The sequence below is a fragment of the Arthrobacter sp. P1_D12 genome (assembly GCF_056406175.1).
In genome coordinates this window covers 18,097-35,517 of record NZ_JBFUAR010000032.1, presented here as the reverse complement: position 1 = coordinate 35,517, position 17,421 = coordinate 18,097, and the positions used below count along the sequence as shown (strand labels likewise).

15 protein-coding genes are annotated in these 17,421 nt (G+C 67.7%); 10 read left to right on the top strand and 5 right to left on the bottom strand.

Features of this window, described 5'->3' with window-relative positions; translation table 11 throughout:
- Positions 1-681: 681 nt before the first annotated feature.
- The gene (gene purH, locus AC1DZV_RS20185; RefSeq protein WP_028277309.1) at positions 682-2,379 is read right to left on the bottom strand and encodes a bifunctional phosphoribosylaminoimidazolecarboxamide formyltransferase/IMP cyclohydrolase; all 1,698 of its coding nucleotides are present in this window, start codon (positions 2,377-2,379) and stop codon (positions 682-684) included.
- 150 nt (positions 2,380-2,529) lie between these two features.
- On the opposite strand from purH, the gene AC1DZV_RS20180 reads away from it, so the two are divergent.
- A complete protein-coding gene (locus AC1DZV_RS20180) occupies positions 2,530-3,882 on the top strand; it encodes an MFS transporter (RefSeq protein WP_476954444.1) in 1,353 nt (450 codons plus the stop codon).
- Between the two features lie 97 nt (positions 3,883-3,979).
- Here AC1DZV_RS20180 and purN read toward each other — a convergent pair whose 3' ends face one another.
- The gene (gene purN / locus AC1DZV_RS20175; RefSeq protein ID WP_476954443.1) at positions 3,980-4,555 is read right to left on the bottom strand and encodes a phosphoribosylglycinamide formyltransferase; all 576 of its coding nucleotides are present in this window, start codon (positions 4,553-4,555) and stop codon (positions 3,980-3,982) included.
- 39 nt (positions 4,556-4,594) lie between these two features.
- On the opposite strand from purN, the gene AC1DZV_RS20170 reads away from it, so the two are divergent.
- Positions 4,595-5,038: a hypothetical protein gene (locus AC1DZV_RS20170; protein WP_476954442.1), complete on the top strand. Its 444-nt coding sequence runs from the start codon at positions 4,595-4,597 to the stop codon at positions 5,036-5,038.
- A 19-nt stretch (positions 5,039-5,057) separates the two neighbouring features.
- Here AC1DZV_RS20170 and AC1DZV_RS20165 read toward each other — a convergent pair whose 3' ends face one another.
- Positions 5,058-6,377, bottom strand: a complete 1,320-nt coding sequence (locus tag AC1DZV_RS20165) for a cell division protein PerM (RefSeq protein ID WP_476954441.1) — start codon at positions 6,375-6,377, stop codon at positions 5,058-5,060.
- Positions 6,378-6,597: 220 nt separating this feature from the next.
- Between AC1DZV_RS20165 and AC1DZV_RS20160 the strand changes: the two genes are divergently transcribed.
- On the top strand, positions 6,598-7,017 hold the full coding sequence (locus tag AC1DZV_RS20160) for a DUF4383 domain-containing protein (RefSeq protein WP_253906807.1): 420 nt from the start codon (positions 6,598-6,600) through the stop codon (positions 7,015-7,017).
- 233 nt (positions 7,018-7,250) lie between these two features.
- On the opposite strand, the gene AC1DZV_RS20155 is transcribed toward AC1DZV_RS20160, so the two are convergent.
- Together AC1DZV_RS20155 and AC1DZV_RS20150 are read right to left on the bottom strand one after the other, a co-directional pair.
- Entirely contained in the window at positions 7,251-7,748 is a 498-nt protein-coding gene (locus AC1DZV_RS20155; protein ID WP_476954440.1) for a cytidine/deoxycytidylate deaminase family protein, read from the bottom strand.
- Between the two features lie 118 nt (positions 7,749-7,866).
- Positions 7,867-9,171, bottom strand: coding sequence for an MFS transporter (locus AC1DZV_RS20150; RefSeq protein ID WP_476954439.1), 1,305 nt, complete (start codon positions 9,169-9,171; stop codon positions 7,867-7,869).
- A gap of 590 nt (positions 9,172-9,761) precedes the next feature.
- Here AC1DZV_RS20150 and AC1DZV_RS20145 point away from each other — a divergent pair.
- The 7 genes from AC1DZV_RS20145 to AC1DZV_RS20115 all read left to right on the top strand — a co-directional run bounded on the left by AC1DZV_RS20145 (position 9,762) and on the right by AC1DZV_RS20115 (position 17,419).
- Positions 9,762-10,370, top strand: a complete 609-nt coding sequence (locus tag AC1DZV_RS20145) for a helix-turn-helix domain-containing protein (RefSeq protein ID WP_028277301.1) — start codon at positions 9,762-9,764, stop codon at positions 10,368-10,370.
- Between the two features lie 262 nt (positions 10,371-10,632).
- Complete coding sequence (locus tag AC1DZV_RS20140) at positions 10,633-12,015, top strand: FAD-dependent oxidoreductase (protein WP_476954438.1); 1,383 nt, start codon at positions 10,633-10,635, stop codon at positions 12,013-12,015.
- Positions 12,012-13,277, top strand: a complete 1,266-nt coding sequence (locus AC1DZV_RS20135) for a CaiB/BaiF CoA transferase family protein (protein WP_476950344.1) — start codon at positions 12,012-12,014, stop codon at positions 13,275-13,277. Before AC1DZV_RS20140 ends, AC1DZV_RS20135 begins: the two co-directional genes overlap by 4 nt.
- Entirely contained in the window at positions 13,274-14,104 is an 831-nt protein-coding gene (locus AC1DZV_RS20130; RefSeq protein WP_476943931.1) for an enoyl-CoA hydratase-related protein, read from the top strand. Before AC1DZV_RS20135 ends, AC1DZV_RS20130 begins: the two co-directional genes overlap by 4 nt.
- Before the next feature lie 62 nt (positions 14,105-14,166).
- Positions 14,167-15,099 carry a dihydrodipicolinate synthase family protein gene (locus AC1DZV_RS20125; RefSeq protein ID WP_476954437.1) on the top strand — a complete coding sequence of 311 codons (933 nt, stop codon included), beginning with the start codon at positions 14,167-14,169 and terminating at the stop codon, positions 15,097-15,099.
- Positions 15,099-15,887 carry an SDR family oxidoreductase gene (locus AC1DZV_RS20120; RefSeq protein ID WP_243180280.1) on the top strand — a complete coding sequence of 263 codons (789 nt, stop codon included), beginning with the start codon at positions 15,099-15,101 and terminating at the stop codon, positions 15,885-15,887. The genes AC1DZV_RS20125 and AC1DZV_RS20120 overlap by 1 nt, the downstream gene beginning before the upstream one ends.
- Before the next feature lie 56 nt (positions 15,888-15,943).
- The gene (locus AC1DZV_RS20115; protein WP_476954436.1) at positions 15,944-17,419 is read left to right on the top strand and encodes an aldehyde dehydrogenase family protein; all 1,476 of its coding nucleotides are present in this window, start codon (positions 15,944-15,946) and stop codon (positions 17,417-17,419) included.
- Positions 17,420-17,421 lie beyond the last annotated feature (2 nt).

Sequence of the window (17,421 nt, the reverse complement as noted above, 5' to 3'; positions counted from 1 at the left end):
GCGTTCGCGGGGGCCGTTCGCGGGGCCGGGCTGCGTTCGCGGGGGCCGTTCGCGGGGCCGGGCTGCGTTCGCGGGGGCCGTTCGCGGGGCCGGGCTCCGTTCGCGGGGGCCGTTCGCGGGGGCAGCGCGGCCTGGCTTGTTTCCCCTGCCTACCCTGTTTACCCCAGCGCGGGGTCATTGCGTCCCATCTTCAGCAGTGGGGAGGACGCAGTGGCCCCGCGCTGGCTCTATCTGCGGCGGCGGATCGCCCCCGCCCGCTGGACATGCCCTCCGCTAACACCCAGGCCCGGACATATGCCCCATATGTCCGGGCCTTGGTGTTAGGAATGGACATGTCCCTTCGGGTGGCTTCTCGGCGCTTGGGAACGAATGAGCATGTCCCCCGGCCGGTCCAGGCAGCCCCGGGTCGCACGGGACATGCCCTCCCCCCATTCCGAAGCCTGGACATATCCCCCATATGCCCACTCTTTGCCGCGAAAAATGAGCATGTCCCGCGGAAAGAATGAGCATGTCCCCGGCACTGGCCATCAGCCCACTCGATGGCACAAAAAATGGACATGTCCCCCGGATAGGGAGGGCATGTCCATTTTTTATGCGGGGGTCTCTTGGGGGTCTCTTGCGCTGGTCCCTTGTGCGCGAACCGCAGCCCGAGTGTAAGAGCCCTAACCGAGTGGGCGAGCCCTAGTGGAAGAAGTGGCGGGCTCCGGTGAAGTACATGGTGATGCCGGCGGCGTTGGCTGCGGCGATGACTTCCTCGTCCCGGACAGAGCCGCCGGGCTGGACGACGGCGCGCACGCCGGCGTCGACCAGGATCTGCAGTCCGTCGGCGAACGGGAAGAACGCGTCCGAGGCCGCAACGGCGCCCCGGGCCCGCTCCGGCGAAGCGGCGGCGCCTGGTTCTGCCTGAACGGCAGCCGCCCCGCCTGCACCCTCGACGTCGGACTCAACCGTGACGCCGAGGGTGTTGGCGCGCTCGACCGCGAGCTTGCAGGAATCGAGCCGGTTGACCTGACCCATGCCGATGCCGACGGCGGCACCGTTGTCCGCGAGCAGGATGGCGTTGGACTTCGCCGCGCGGCACGCGGTCCAGGCGAACGCGAGGTCGGCCAGGGTGGCGGCGTCGGCGGCGTCGCCCGCGGCCAGGGTCCAATTCGCGGGGGTGTCGCCGTCGGCGTCGACCTTGTCCGTGGCCTGCACCAGCATGCCGCCGGAGACCTGGCGGAACTCGGTCGGGTAGCGGCCGTATCCGTCCGGGAGGGCCAGGAGGCGGATGTTCTTCTTCTTGGACAGGATCTCCACTGCCTCGTCGTCGAAGCCCGGCGCGATGACGACCTCCGTGAAGATGCCGGCGACGGTCCGTGCCATCCCGGCGGTGACGGTGCGGTTCGCGGCGATGACGCCGCCGAACGCGGACACGGGATCACAGGCGTGGGCCTTGGCGTGGGCGTCGGCGATCGGGTCGGCCGCCGACGCGGACCCCACGGCCACGCCGCACGGGTTGGCGTGCTTGATGATGGCGACGGCGGGCTCGGCGAAGTCGAAGGCGGCGCGCAGGGCGGCGTCGGCGTCGACGAAGTTGTTGTAGCTCATGGCCTTGCCGTGCAGCTGGTCGGCCTGGGCGATGCCGGCCGGGGCGGCCTTGTCCACGTACAGTGCGGCCTGCTGGTGCGGGTTTTCGCCGTAGCGGAGCACCTCGGAGCGTTCCAGGGCCAGGCCGGCGTAGGCGGGCCAGTCGATCACGCCGTCGCCGTCCTCGTCGCGGAACTGGCTGGCGGTCCAGGTGGCCACGGCGGTGTCGTAGGCCGCGGTGTGCGCGAACGCCTTGGCGGCGAGCCTGCGGCGGGTCTTCAGGTCAAAACCGCCCGAGGCTGCTGCCTCCACCACGGCACCGTAGGATGCCGGGTCCACCACGATGGTGACGGCGGCGTGGTTCTTCGCGGCGGAGCGCACCATCGCGGGGCCCCCGATGTCGATCTGTTCGACGACGTCGTCCGGCGCGGCACCGGACTTCACGGTCTCCACGAAGGGGTAGAGGTTGACGATGACGAGGTCGAACGGCTCGATCTCCATGTCCGCCAGGGTCTGCATGTGGGCCGGGACGCGGCGGTCCGCGAGGATGCCGCCGTGCACGCGCGGGTGCAGGGTCTTGACGCGGCCGTCCAGCATTTCCGGGGAGCCGGTGACTTCCTCGACTTCCTGCACGGGGATGCCCGCGGCGGCGATCTTCTTGGCCGTGGAGCCGGTGGAGACGATCTTGACGCCGGCGGCGTGCAGGCCCTGAGCGAGCTCCTCCAGACCGGTCTTGTCGTAGACCGAAATCAGTGCCCGGTGGATGGGGACTCGGTCGATGGATACACGGTCAAGCTGAGTGAAGCTCACAAAAGTCTCCGTCTTATATCGCGGCGGGGCCGCGGGTGGTGGGGATGCGGCAAGTTTATCGCGTCCCGCCGCCGGGCCCTCCCGCGCGCCGGAGTGTGAAGCACGCGCGGGCCGCGGCCCGGCCACGTAGAGTTTTCACAGGAGGCCAAGATGAACACGTACACCACTGTGCCCAGCGGCGAACAGGTGGTCCAGGAACTGCCGTGGCGGTGGAAGGTCCAAGGCCGGATCTTCCTGATCGGCGGGCTGGGCTTCATGTTCGATGCCTGGGACGTGACCCTCAACGGCATCCTCATTCCGTTGCTGTCCAAGCACTGGTCACTGAGCCCGGGCGATGCCGCCTGGATCGGCACGGCGAACCTCAGTGGCATGGCCCTGGGCGCGTTCGTCTGGGGCACCATCGCGGACACCATCGGCCGCAAGAAGGCCTTCACCGCGACCCTCCTGATTTTCTCCATCTTCACCGTGCTCGGCGCCTTCTCCCCCGACTTCATGTGGTTTGTCGTGTTCCGGTTCCTGGCCGGGTTCGGCCTGGGCGGCTGCATCCCGGTGGACTACGCGCTGGTGGGCGAGTTCACCCCGCGCAAACAGCGCGGCCGGGTGCTCACCGCGATGGACGGCTGGTGGCCGATCGGCGCGGCCCTCTGCGGTTTTGTCTCCGCCGGGCTGGTCGCGGCCTTCGCGGACTGGCGGCTGACCATGCTGGTCATGGTGCTTCCGGCGCTGCTGGTGTTCTGGATCCGCCGCAGCGTGCCGGAATCCCCGCTGTTCCTGATCCGCAAGGGCCGCCGCGACGAGGCCGCCAAGGTGATCGACGCCCTGGTCCAGGCCACCGGCGCCGAGGCCCGCGTCTACAGCCTGCCGGCACCGCAGGATGCGCCACGCCTCTCGGCAGGGAGCGCGTGGACGCAGTTGCGCGCCCTCTGGCAGTTCAACTGGAAGATCACGACGGCGGCATGGGCCCTGTTCTTCAGCATCCTGCTCGTCTACTACCTGTCGCTGACGTGGATGCCGCGGATCCTGATCGGCGCCGGCTTCGAGGAGTACAAGGCCTTCCTGACCACGGCGTCGATGGCCGCCGTCGGACTCCTGGGCGTGGTGGTGGCCGCCCTGCTGGTGGAGCGGGTGGGCCGCAAGTGGATCCTGGCGATCACCGGCCCGCTGTCCGCGCTGACGCTGGTGATTGTTGCGATCGTGGTGGACATCCCCACCGCCGCCGTCTTCTGGCTCCTGGTGTTCGGCTTCGTGGTGCAGGTGGCCATCCCGGTGCTCTACACCTACGTCTCCGAGCTCTACCCCACGGAACTGCGCGGCTCCGGCTTCGGCTGGGCCTCGACGTTCTCCCGGCTCGGCGCCGGGTTCGGTCCGCTGATCTTCGCGGCCTTCCTGTGGCCGGAACTGGGGCTCGCGACGTCGTTCGCACTGGCTGGCGGCCTCGTGCTGCTCTCCGTGCTGTGGATGGCGTTCTTCGCCCCCGAGACGAAGCAGCGCCGGCTCGAGTAACGCGCCCACCACCCGATGCGCTATCACTTCAGGCTGTTCTGGGCGCTGATAGCCACCCCAAGTGATAGCGCATCGCGGGAACCAGGCAGCGCCGAAATCAGGCGGGGGTGTGGTCCGCGGCGAGGGAAGCGAGCGTGGAGACCAGGAGTCGGCGTTCCACCACCTTGATGCGCTCGTGCAGGGATTCCTCGCTCTCGCCGTCCCCGACCGCCACGGCTTCCTGCGCGATGATGGGGCCCGTGTCCACCCCGGCGTCGGCCCAGTGCACCGTGCAGCCGGTGACCTTCACGCCGTAGGCCAGCGCGTCGCGGACACCGTGGGCGCCGGGGAAGGACGGTAGCAGCGCCGGGTGGGTGTTGAGGTATTTGCCGCCAAACGCGTCGATGAAGTCGGCGCTGACAATCCGCATGAAGCCCGAGGACACCACCACATCCGGGGCGAAGCCGGCGACGGCCTCGGTCAGGGCCGCGTTCCAGGCTGCCCTGTCCGGGTAGGCCTTGAAGTCCACCACAAACGTGGGAATCCCGGCGGCGGCGGAGCGTTCCACCCCGAACGTCCCTGGCCGGTCGGCGCCGACGGCGGCGATCTCGACGTCGAGCGCGCCAGACTTCACGGCATCGATTACTGCCTGGAGGTTGGAGCCGGTGCCGGAAACGAGGACAACTATGCGCATGGTCCTAGCTTATGGGGCCGCTCGCGTAGGCTGGAAAACATGAATCCCCCCACGGAATCCGGCAGCGGCCAGCCAGACCGGCAACCGGCCGGCCAGGCAGCACAAGATTCCGCGCGGCTAACGCACACCCTGTTCCGGCTGTTCGTCATCGCGGTGCTGGGCTCGTTCTTCGTCTTCCAGCTCGACGTGGGTTACGTGTGGCTGACGGCGCTGCTCACGGTGGCTGGGATTGTGCTGGGCATCGTGGTCCTGGTCCGGGCGGTGAAATACAAGGAATCGCGGCTGGTTCTGTACGGCGCGATCTCCGGGCTGGTGGCTTCGGCGGTGATGCTGCTGGTGGTCCTGGCCTCGACGCTGTTCTTCAACCAGATCCGCGATTACCAGCAGTGCGTCCGCTACGCCCTGACGCAGCAGGCAACCTCGGAATGCAGGACGCAACTGGAGAAGTCCCTGCCGACGCAACTGCCCACGCAGCTGCGCTAACAGCTGCACCCACTCCGCGCTAGCGGCTGCTGACCGTCTCCAGGTCTGCCTCGCGCAGCTTCTGCTGGCGTTCCAGCCACGGTCCGGCCGCGTAGCCGATCACGACGCCGCTCCCGACCTCCGCGGCCACGAACAGTGCCGTGCGCAGCGGGTCGGGCCCGATCTCCGTCAGCCGACCGATGCCGGCCGAACCGCGGGCCAGCCAGGCGAGCCCCGCCGCGAGCAGCCCGGCGACGGAGCCGATCACCGCACCCAGCACCAGGGTGGAGGCGGCGGCGGTAAACCAGCGGGCCCGGATCTTGATGGACAGCCATTCATCGAAGTGGTTTTCGCCTTCGCGCAGGAACCACCAGCCGGCCAGCGCCCCGGCCAGCGCCGGCACCACCAGGGCCACGAAGCCGAAGTCGAGGGAACCGGCCGGCAGCGCGGCGAACACCGGAACGGACGGCAGCGGCCCGACGGCGGTCCCAAGTGGTCCGGCCAGCGACCCGACGCCCAGGGCGAACCCCGCGCCGGAGATCCAGGCCAGGGCAAAGACGACGAGGTTGGGCAGGAAGCCGAGCTGCACGATGGTGAGGACACCGCCGCCCATGGCCCCGGCGTCGAGCCCTTCATAAACGGCGACCACAAGGTTCCAGTGGATGAAGAGGTCGACGGCCAGCAGCGCGGCGGACATCGCCAGGCTCGCCATCAGCGCCACCGATCCGGCTTTGATGGCCGAGCCCAGGTAGGATCCGGCCCAACGCGAGTGCTGGCTGGTACGGGACAGCCAGGCCACGGCGTCGACGCCGATCAGCCGGCTCCATGACCCGGCCTCGCGGCGCGCGCCCACCACCATGCCGAGCCCGAACGGGACAAGGGGAATGAATGCGGCGGCCCACAGGCTGATGCCGACGTCGGCCGTGCGGCAGACGAAACCCGTCGCAATCCCGAATCCGGCGTACGCCAGCCAGGAGCCGAGCAGCGCCTGCCAGAGCTGGTCCGTATATGAGGCGCGGGCAAGGCGCCGTCCGGCGCGCCAGGCGAGCAGGAACGGGATGAGGGCCAGGCCCAGCGGGATGAGCGAGAGCGTCCCGGATTCCGGCTGCGCGGCGGACCCGGCACCGGCGGTGTCCAGCAGCAGGGGCACGCCGTGGATCAGCAGCCAGGCCTGGCCGGCCAGGCGCGCCAGGACATCGAATCCGTCATGCTGGAATCCGGCCGTGGCCCAGACCATGACGATAGGGGCCACCACCACGAGGGCGGAAATGACGGCGGCCTGGGCGGACTCGAGGGCACCCTGCAGCCACAGGGGCATGGGAAGGCCACGTTGTCCGGTCTGATCAGCGCGCAGTTTCATCGAGATCCATGGTGCCACGGGCCCGGCACCCGGCCGGTTTCCGACAGGCACATTGGCCGGATCCGCCGGATTTGCCGTCGGGGGCCCCCGGCGCTTTTTGCACACCCCGGTCGTAAAATTGTAAATGTCCGCAATCAGTGGTTGGAGGCAGATAATGACTACCGCATCTCCTCATGCGCACGGCGTTCATTTTGGTCGGACAGATGTACAGAACGTCGGCATGGGTGCAGGTATCGTCCTGATCGTCGTGGGCATCTTGGGGTTCATCCCCGGCATCACTACGAATTACAGCGAACTGAGGTTCTTCGGGCCCGATTCCAAGGCCCTGTTCCTGGGCCTGTTCCAGGTGTCGATGTTGCTGAACATCGTTCAGCTCGCGATCGGCGCCACCGGCCTGACCATGTCCCGGACTGCCATGGGCGCCCGGAATTTCCTCATGGGCTCCGGTCTGCTGTACATCGTCCTTAGCATTTACGGTTTCATCGTCGGCGTGGATTCGGCGGCCAACTTCCTGTCGCTGAACACCATGGACAATTGGGCCTTTATGGTGATGGGCGTAGTAATGGCCGGCGCAGGCTGGCTGATGACAAGGCACCTGGAAGAAGACGTAAAGACCCGGTCATCAACCCCCGGGACATAGGGAGCCGCGAATGAGTAACGTTTCATAGTATTCAGAAAATTCGTACTACCTGCTGGTGCAGTGGTTTAGCGGAAACGCGGCCGCTGCACCAGCTTTCTGTGTGGCGTCTGGGGCTGCCCGACGGCGGAGCCTCCCGGCACGCCGGAAGGCCGGGACTTTGTGAGTCCCGGCCTTCCGTGATGCCCTGCCGCTGCCGTTGCCGCCGGTGATGATGCGGGTGCCGCGGCGGCTCGTTAGCTTGCGTGTTCCTGAACGCGGGGCGGAACAGTGTCCCATTCCGTTTCGGTGGCACGCATCCAGGGAAAGGGCAGCAGTTCCTTGATCCGGACCTTGCCCACCTCGCCCCCGGCATCGACCAGTACAGACGTCTCGGTTCCGTAAGAACGCAGCAGCTCCCGGCAGAGGCCGCACGGGTTGGTGACTTGGGGGTGTCCCTGCCCGTCCATGCTGACGGCCACCACGGAGTGGATTGCTGGCTCCTGGGCCATGCGGGCATTGGCGAGGGCGCTGGATTCGGCGCACACATTGATGCGCTTGGCGCCAATGTGCAGTCCGAGATAGATGGCCCCCGATTCACCGCGCATGGCGGCCGCCACCCGGTGGTTCTCGCTGTGGTGGGCGGTGAGCAACAGCGCGCGCGCTGCCTCGTAAAGCTCCACGTCGGAGGCGTCGAGATCAAAGGAGATCACGTTTACCTGCAAACCGTTTGTGTCCGGGCGACTGGCGTTCATGAGGGTTCCCACTTTCCGTTCCTGCTTACCGCTGTTCTTGCGTGCCTGTGTTCTGGCCTGGCTGTTTTGGTAACTGGCTGTCCTCGTAACCGGCCGTGGTCGTGGCCGGCTGCGTGCTCTACCGGCCGATGAAGATGCCGTTCTTCTTCCGGGCGAGCAGGTAGAAGACGATGCTGAGCGCCGACAGGACGGCCACGTAAACGGGGAAGATCCAGGAGGCGTTCATGGACTGGAGCCAGACCAGGAGGTAGGAGGCCGTGCCACCGAAGAGGGCGACGCCCAGGCCGTAGCCGAGCGCGGTGCCGGCACCGCGGCAACCCTTCGGCATCAGGGAGCTGGTGACCACGTTGTACAGGGTCATGTTCAGGACCAGTACAACCGAGCCGCCGAGGAGGACGGCCGCGAAGCCGGCGATGCCGGGCTTGACGTACATCAGCATCAGGAACACGGACGGAATGGCCAGCGCACGGGTGATCAGGAACCACTTGGACATTGACTTGCCGTCAGCGACCTTGCTGATGATGAGGCTGCCGACAACCAGCACGACGCCGAGGATGGTGGTGAGCGCGAAGACGGCGGTTGCGTCCTCCTTGAAGCCGGTGCGGGCCGCCGTGGGGAGGCCGGTGTTCCAGGCGTAGTTGTAGGCCTGCGCCGCGCCGACGACGAAGGTGATGGCCAGGACGCTGAGCCAGTGCTTGCGCACTCCACCCCAGACGGTCTTGGCGGAGTTGTTCGCCAGTTCTTCCGGCTTCATGGTTTCCGGAAGCGTCCGGCGAAGGTAGACAACGACGAAGCCGAAGGCTGCGCCGACGATGAACGGCACACGCCATCCCCAGTCGGCCATGACGGCCCCACCGAGCATCAGGGACGAGAGGTAGCTGACCAGCGAGGCGAGCAGGATGCCTGCGTTGACGTAGAAGGAGATGATGCCGGCGACAAAGCCCTCGCGTCCTTCGGGGACGAGTTCGACGGCGTGGGCGGTGGACAGCGGAGCTTCGACACCGGTGGAGATGCCCTGAACGATGCGGCAGACCAGCAGGATGACGCCGGCCGCGGGGCCAATCTGGTCATAGGTCGGTGACACGGCAATGATCAGGGTGGTGATCGCCATCATCATGATGGACCAGAGCATTACCCGCCGTCGTCCGATCCTGTCGGCGAAGGTGCCGAGCAGGATGCCGCCCAGCGGACGGAACGCGAAGCCGACGGCAAAGACTGCCAGCGCGCTCAGCGTCGCGGCAACGGGGTCCTGCGACGGGAAGAACTTGGGTCCGATGAAGGCCGACAGCAGGCCAAAGACCATCCAGTCGTACCATTCCAGGGTGTTTCCAAGTCCAAGGCCGAGCAGTCCCCGGCGGACGTCCGGAGATAGCCGGGACTTGCGGCCGGTCTCCAGGTCAGTCTTGACGACAGTGTCAGTCATGATTCCTTTTTCCTTCCCCTGCACTTTCGGGGTGCGTGAGGGTACGGATTGCCGGCGGGCACCCCTGTTGGGGTCGCCGGCAATCGAAACTATCGTTTGGCTTGGTCCGCGGGGCGGGACCGGCTCACCTCATGGGAGGCGAGTTAGCCCAGATAGCTACGCATGCCTCTTCGTAGCGCTTGAATGCAAACGGGCCATCCAGCTCGGCAACAAGGAACTGGTCCCTGGTGACCGGCCAGCATCGTGTTCTGCGGATGGCTTGGCAGATGTCACGGCAGCTTTGCTTAAGGAAGGGAACGGGTTCGCGGGTCGGATGCACCTTCCGCCAGAAGGCTGTGCGCCCTAACCTGTTTGAAGCGTTCTTCCCCAAAGTGTTGCGGCTCACACAACTATATTGAAGATCTTCACAGAGTCAATGGTTTTAGGAGAAGTCCCGCCCGCCCGCAGCGGGCCGGGCCCAGGCCGGGTGACAAAGCCCCACGTCAGGCGCAGATTCAGCCCGGAACCGTAAAAATATTTACTAAAACCTTGATTCGCTAAAAGTTTTCACTATAGTTATGTGTGTTAGCTCACCAAGAGAGAGTCGGAGCATGACCAACGAAATCGTCACGGGACATTCCCCCGCCGGCACAAGCGTCCTTCTTGCCACCGTCGGCAACAAGGTCCGCAACATGCGCAAGGACAAAGGAATGACCCTCGCGAAGCTCTCGGAAGTCACTGGCCTCAGCCCGGCGATCGTCAGCCAGATCGAACGCGGACTGGCCAATCCCTCTTTCACCACCTTGGCGCAGCTGGCACACGGCCTGGACATTCCGGTGGGGAAGTTCTTCCTCGGACAGGAGGAAACCAGGTCCCCCGTGGTCCGCAAGGCCGAGCGGCGGAACCTCAAGGGCGTCACCAAGAAGTCCGTCGGTGAAGCAGTCTATGAACTGCTCACCCCGGACCTCAACGGTGCGCTGGAGGCCCAATGGATCGTGAGTCCGCCAGGCCACGACACCAGCGCCACTCCTTTCCGGCACAGCGGCGAGGAATTCGGCATCGTGCTCTCCGGCCGGAAGGACATCTTCCTGGACGGCGAGAAGTACACCTTGGAAGAAGGCGATTCGATCACCTTCTCCTCGGATACGCCCCACTGGTACAAGAACAGCTACGAAGAGGTCTGCGTAGCAATCTGGGTTAACGCACCTCACGCGTGGTGATCCGCCGGCACTAGCCGCCGTCACCTTTCTCCAGTCCGGACGCCTCTTCTATACCGCAGCGTCCGCCGGAACCCTCCAATAGCCCGCACCACGGCCCGCAACGGGCCGCGATGCGTCATACCCTCTGCCGGGTCGATTTCGCGGTCAGCGTTGCCGCGTTACTGCCGGGCACCGTCTTCTACGTCACCGGCACCGTTCCAACGGCACCCGTTCCCACGGCACGCCTCTAACGGCACTTCGGCCGAAACAGTAAGGATCCCCCATGAACCCGTCCACAGCCATGTCGTCGCTGGAACTCAGCACCACCACGGCGGACCTCACCGCCCCCGTCATCTCCCGCTCCGACGTCCTCGTCGTCGGCGGTGGCCCCGCAGGCGTGGCCGCAGCCGTCACCGCGGCCCGCTCGGGCGCCTCTGTCACGCTGCTGGAACGCTACTCCTCCCTGGGCGGCCTCGCCTCCGGCGGCATGGTCCTGGTGCTCGATGACATGATCAACGGCCAGGAAATCACGGTCACCGGCATCGTCTCCGAGTACGTCGAGCGGCTGCAGAAGCTGGGCCTGGCGATCGTCCCGCCGGCCGATGACCGCAAGACCTCCGAGGAACTGTGGAACAAGTGGGGCCGCTACGGCACCTTCGACTTCCACTCCCACACCACCCCCAAGCCGGTCTGCTACGCCGCCGCCTTCGACCCGGACGGCTGGAAGCGTGTCTCCAACGACCTCGTCCGCGAGGCCGGCGTCAACCTACGCCTGCACTCCTGGTTCTCCCGCCCCATCGTGGACAACGGCGTCATGAAGGGCGTCATCTGCGAGACCAAATCCGGCCCGCAGGCCTTCATGGCCGACGTCGTCATCGACACCACCGGCGACATCGACGTCGCCTCCCGGGCCGGCGCCAGCTACGTCAAGGACAGCTACCTCACCACGCTCGTCTTCCGCCTGGGCAACGTGGACACCAACGCCGCGGAGGCCTTCGAACAGGCCAACCCGAAGGAAGCCCGCGCCATCAACCGCAAGATCAAGCGCCTCCTCGGCGGCGCCTGGGAACTGTGGTGGCTCAAGACCCCCATCGACGGCGTCGTCTGGTGCAACGCACCCCACATGACCGGGTTCGACGGCGTCGACCCGGCGGACATGACGGCCGCCGAGTTCGCCGCGCGGGACCGCATCACCGAGGCCGTGGACTACGTCCGCTCCAACCTGCCCGGCTTCGAGAACTGCTACATGCTCGACGTCGCGTCCCAGATGGGCGTGCGCCAGACCCGCCTGCTCGAAGGCGAGTACGTCATGACGAAGGAAGATGTCACCTCCCGCCGCCACTTCGCCGACACCGTGGCCCGCGGCCGCGACTACTACTACCCCTTCCGCTCGCTGCTGCCCAAGGAAGTTGACCAGCTGCTCGTCGCCGGCCGGCACTACTCCGCCACCCCCGAGGCCCAGAAGATGTCCCGCGAGATCCCGCCCTGCATGGCCATGGGCCAGGCAGTCGGCGTCGCCGCCGCGCTGGCGATCCAGAACGGCACCCTCGTCCGCGACGTCTCCGCCCTGGACATCCAGCAGGGCATGCGCCGGCACGGCGCGGACCCGGGCGACGTCCCGTCGTCGAACGCCACCCTTGACGTGGACGCGGTGGTGGGGGCATGAGCACCGTCATCGACGACCTGTTCTCAGGCACAACGGCAGAAGGCACGACGGCGGCCGCCACGGAGGCACAGCCGGCTGGCACCCCGCTCCCCCTGGACGGCATCAAGATCGTGGACTTCACCCAGGTTTTCATGGGCCCGTCCTGCACCCAGCTGCTGGGCGACTACGGCGCGGACATCATCAAAGTGGAACGCCCCGGCGCCGGGGACATCTCCCGCAACTCGTTCCCGGACAAGGACGGCCAGGACAACCCGATCTTCCTGTCCATCAACCGGAACAAGCGCAGCATCTCGGTGGACACCCGCACCGATGACGGCAAAGCCGTCCTCCGCCGGCTGCTCGCCGACGCGGACGTCGTGGTCAGCAACTTCCGCTCCGGCGTCATGGAGCGGATGGGCTTCGGCTACGAGGACCTGAAGGAGCAGAACCCGGGCATCATCTGGGCCTCCGGCACCGGATTCGGCCCCGAGGGCCCCTACTCGCACAAGGGCGGCCAGGACGCGATCGCCCAGGCCTACTCCGGCGTCATGTGGCGGCGCGAGTCGGATGACATGAAGCCGGCCATTTACCCCACCACGCTGTGCGACTACATCACGGGCATGCACCTCATGCAGGGCATCCTGCTGGCACTGCGCACCCGCGAGTCCGCCGGCGTCGGGCAGAAGGTGGAGGTGACCATGTACGACTCCATGCTGCACCTGCAGATGCAGGAGGCCTGCATGCAGCTTAACCGCGGCTACGAGGTCAACTGGGGCGCCATGCCGCTCAGCGGCGTCTTTGAAACCACCGACGGCGCCGTCTGCATGGTGGGCGGCTTCACCCCGGACCCGCTGCTGCGCATTTCCGAGGCCCTGGGCCTGGACGAGGACCTCACGCTGCGGCCCGAGTTCGCCAACCTCGAACAGCAGTTCAAGCACAAGCCGGCACTGCAGGCGATCTTCCGCGAGCGCATGGCCACCAACACCACCGAATACTGGACCTCCCGGCTCGAAGACCAGGGGCTGCTCAACGCCCCGGTGCACACCCTGGAGCAGACCCTGGCCGATGCGCAGACACACGCCAACAACATGATCGTCGAGGCAGAACACCCCGGCGTCGGCACCGTGAAGATGCTCAACGCGCCCATCCGGCTCTCCGCCACCCCGCCCACCATCCGCCGGGTGGCCCCGCGCCTCGGCGAACACAACGTCGAGGTGCTGCTGGAGAACGGCTTCGACGCCGAGACCATCGAGCGCCTGCAGCAGCTGGGGGTCCTTCGGTGACCGCCGTTTCAGAGGCCGGGACGACCGCCTCAGTTCCCACCGCCGTTGACCAGGTCACCCTGACCATCGAGAACCACGTCGCCACCGTGGTCATCGACCGCCAGCATGTGCTCAACGCCGTCGACGGCGGCGCGCAGGCCCGGCTCAACGAGATCTGGGACCAGCTCGAAGCCGATCCGGACGTCCGCGCCGTGGTCATCACCGGCGCCGGAACCCGGGCCTTCTGCGTCGGCGCGGACATGTCCGCCTCCGCCGTGGACAAGACCGGGCTCGAATACTGGGCGGGCCTGGACCCGAACGGCTTCGGCGGGCTCAGCCTGCGCACCACGCTGGACATCCCGGTGATCGCCCGGGTCAACGGTTATGCGCTCGGCGGCGGCATGGAGATCGTGCTCGGCGCGGACATCGTGATCGCCGCGGACACGGCCCGCTTCGGGCTGACGGAACCGCGCGTGGGGCGTCTGGCGCTCGACGGCGGCATCCACCAGCTGGTGCGCCGGATCCCGTACACCCAGGCAATGGGCATGCTCCTGACCGGGCGGAAGGCCGAGGCCACAGAGATGCAGTCCATGGGCCTGGTCAATGAGGTGGTCCCCGCGGACCAGCTCGACGCCGCGGTACAGCGCTGGGTGGACCAGATCCTCGCCTGCGCCCCCACCTCGGTCCGGGCGGTCAAGCAGATGGTCACGCAGACCGCGCACCTGACCGCCACCGAGGCCCGCGGCCTCCGGCTCCCCGCCCTCATGGCGGCGCTGGACAGCGAAGACTCCGCCGAGGGCGTCCGCGCCTTCCAGGAGAAGCGCGCGCCTCACTGGCCGGGCCGCTAGCCGTTCCGCGGCCCGAAGATTCAGCCGCTCGAAGAACAACAAGAGCTTAGAAGGAGAAACCAATGCGGGAGTCACTGACACCCGGCGTGTGGGGCGTCGTCGCCACACCGTTCCAGGGCAGCACCCTGGATGTCGACACGGACAGCCTGGCCGGGCTTGTGGGCTACTACGAGTCGATCGGCGCCACGGGACTCACGGTCCTGGGCGTGTTCGGCGAGGCCGCGGCCCTGACGGCGGCCGAGCGCAGCCTGGTCCTGGAAGTGGTCGTGGAGGAAACGCGCCTGCCCCTCGTGGTGGGGGTGACTTCCCTCTTCACCGGCACGGCCGTCGATGAAATCCGTTCCATCCAGGCCGCCACCGGGGACCGGCTGTCGGCCGTCATGGTCCAGGCAAACTCCGCCAACCCCGGTGTGGTCATCGCGCACCTGAACGCCATCCACCAGTCCACCGGCGCCAACGTGGTGCTGCAGGACTACCCGCTGGCCAGCGGCGTCCACATCAGCACCGAGGCGCTCATTTCCGTGGTGCAGGCCTGCGGCTTCGTCACCGCGGTCAAGGCCGAGGCCCCGCCCACGTCCGTGGCGATCGGGCACCTCACCGCAGCCCTCGACGTCTCTGTCTTCGGCGGCCTCGGCGGCCAGGGGCTGCTGGACGAGCTCATGGCAGGCGCCGCGGGGGCGATGACCGGTTTCTCCTACCCGGAAGCGCTCATCGCCTGCGTGCAGGCCTGGCAGAAAGACGGCTACGAGGCCGCCCGCGATGCCCTGCTGCCCTACCTGCCGCTGATCAACTTCGAGCAGCAGGCGAAAATCGCGCTGGCGATCCGCAAGGAATGCCTGCACCAGCGCGGACTCATTGCCGACGCCGGCGTCCGGGCACCGGCCGCGCCGTTCCCGGAGGTTCTCCGGACCGGGCTGCGCACCCACCTGGCCGAGGCCGCCAAGGCCCTCGGCCCGAACCCGGCCGCCGTGCTGACCACGGCGGGGAGGAACTGATGGATTTCGGAATCAGCGGAAAGACCGCCTTTGTGGCCGCCTCGACCGGCGGCCTGGGCCTCGCCATCGCCCGGGCCCTCGCCGCCGAAGGCGTCCGGGTGGCCATCACCGGCCGGCGCGAAGTCCGCGCCAAGGAGATCGTGGCCGAACTGACGGACGCCTACGGACCGGGCGCCGTCGCCATCGAAGCGGACCTCAGCACCGCCGAAGGCGTGGCCGCCGCCGTCGAGCAGACAGTCGCGGAACTCGGGCCCATCGACATCCTGGTCCTCAACGGTCCCGGGCCGAAGCCCGGCGCGGCCGCCACGCTCGGCGCGGACGACATCGCCGCGGCGTTCGAACAACTCGTCAAACCGCATCACGCCCTGGTCTCGCACATCCTGCCGGGCATGCGGGAACGGCGCTGGGGCCGGATCCTGGCCGTCGGGTCGAGCGGCGTCGTGGCACCACTGCCGAACCTGGCCGTGTCCAACACCGGCCGCGCGGCGCTGGCCGGCTACCTCAAGACCCTCGCCGCCGAGGTGGCGCTGGACGCCGTCACGGTCAACATGCTCCTTCCCGGACGCATCGCCACGGACCGGGTCGCGGAACTGGACCAGGCCGCCGCCAAACGGCGCGGCACCTCGCCCGAGGAGATCCAGCTCGAATCCCGCAAGACCATCCCCGCCCGCCGCTACGGCGAACCCGAGGAATTCGGCGCCGCCGCGGCGTTCCTCTGCAGCGCGCCGGCCTCCTACATCACCGGAGTGGCACTGCGCTGCGACGGCGGCCTGATCCGCGGGCTCTAGCCACAGGCGCTGACCACTGCCCACACACCCTGCTCCGACTCTCACGAAGGACCACCATGACTTCCACCGACACAGACACCTCAGCCGCAACAGCCCGGGACCTCCTCACCGCCCGGCACCTGATCAACGGCGAATGGCTCGGCGGGGCGGACACCGAGCGGATGAACCCGGCCCGCCCGGGCGAACTCGCCGCCCTCTCCCCCAGCGGCACCGCAGCCGACGTCGACGCCGCCATCACCGCCGCCGCCGCCGCGCAGCCGGCCTGGGCAGCCATGCCCGCCCCGTCCCGCGGCGCCATCCTGATGGCCGCCGGCAACCTGCTCCTGGAGCGCCAGACCGCCATCGCCGAGGACCTCGTCCGTGAAGAGGGCAAGACCCTCGCCGAGGCCAAGGGCGAGGTCAAGCGCGCCTCCGACGTGCTGCGTTTCTTCGGTTCCCTCGGCTGGGCCGCCACCGGCGAGGTGCTGCCCAGCGGCCTGCCGGACACCACCATCACCACCCGCCGCGAGGCTCTCGGCGTCGTCGGGCTCATCACGCCGTGGAACTTCCCCATCGCCATCCCGGCATGGAAGTCCGCGCCGGCGCTGATCAGCGGCAACGCCGTGGTCATCAAGCCGGCCGAGCTCACGCCGCTCTCCGCCACGCACCTGGCCCGCGCCCTGCAGGACGCCGGGCTGCCCGCCGGCGTGTTCAACGTGGTCCACGGCAAGGGCCGCGTGGTGGGCGACGCCCTGGCCCGCGATCCCCGCATCGCCGGGTTGTCCTTCACCGGCTCCACCAACGTCGGGCTCGGATTGCAGGAGATCCTCAACGCCCGCCGCGCCCGGGTCCAGCTGGAAATGGGCGGCAAGAACGGCGTGCTGGTCCTGGACGATGCCGATCCCCGCAAGGCTGCCCAGGTGGTGGCGGCCGGCGCGTTCGGCCTCACCGGCCAGGCCTGCACCGCCACGTCCCGCGTCTACGTCACGCCCGGCATCCGCGAGGAATTCCTGGCGGCCCTCACCGAGGAAGCCGCGCAGTACACCGCCGGCGACGGCCTCGAAGCCGCAAAGATGGGCGCCGTGGTGAGCAGCCAGCAGTTCGAACAGAACCAGGCCGCGGTGCGCACCGCCGTCGAACGCGGCGCCACGCTGCTGCACGGCGAGTACGACGGCGGCACGGACGCCGGGTTCCTCTTCCCGGTCGCCATCCTCACGGACCTGCCCTTCGACGACGCCGCCGTGACCGAAGAGATCTTCGGACCCGTCGTGGCCGTCCTCGAGGTCCCGGACTACGAGGCCGGGCTCGCCGCGATCAACGACTCCCGCTACGGCCTGACCGCCGGCATCTGCACCGACTCCCTGGCGCTCTCCACGGACTTCGCCGCCCGCGCCCAGGCCGGGGTCATCAAGGTCAACCGTCCGACGGCGGGCCTGGACCTGAACGTGCCGTTCGGCGGCGTCAAGGACTCCTCCACCAACACGTTCCGCGAACAGGGGAAGTCCGCGCTGGACTTCTTCACGTGGGGCAAGACCGTCTACACGGGTGTGTAGCC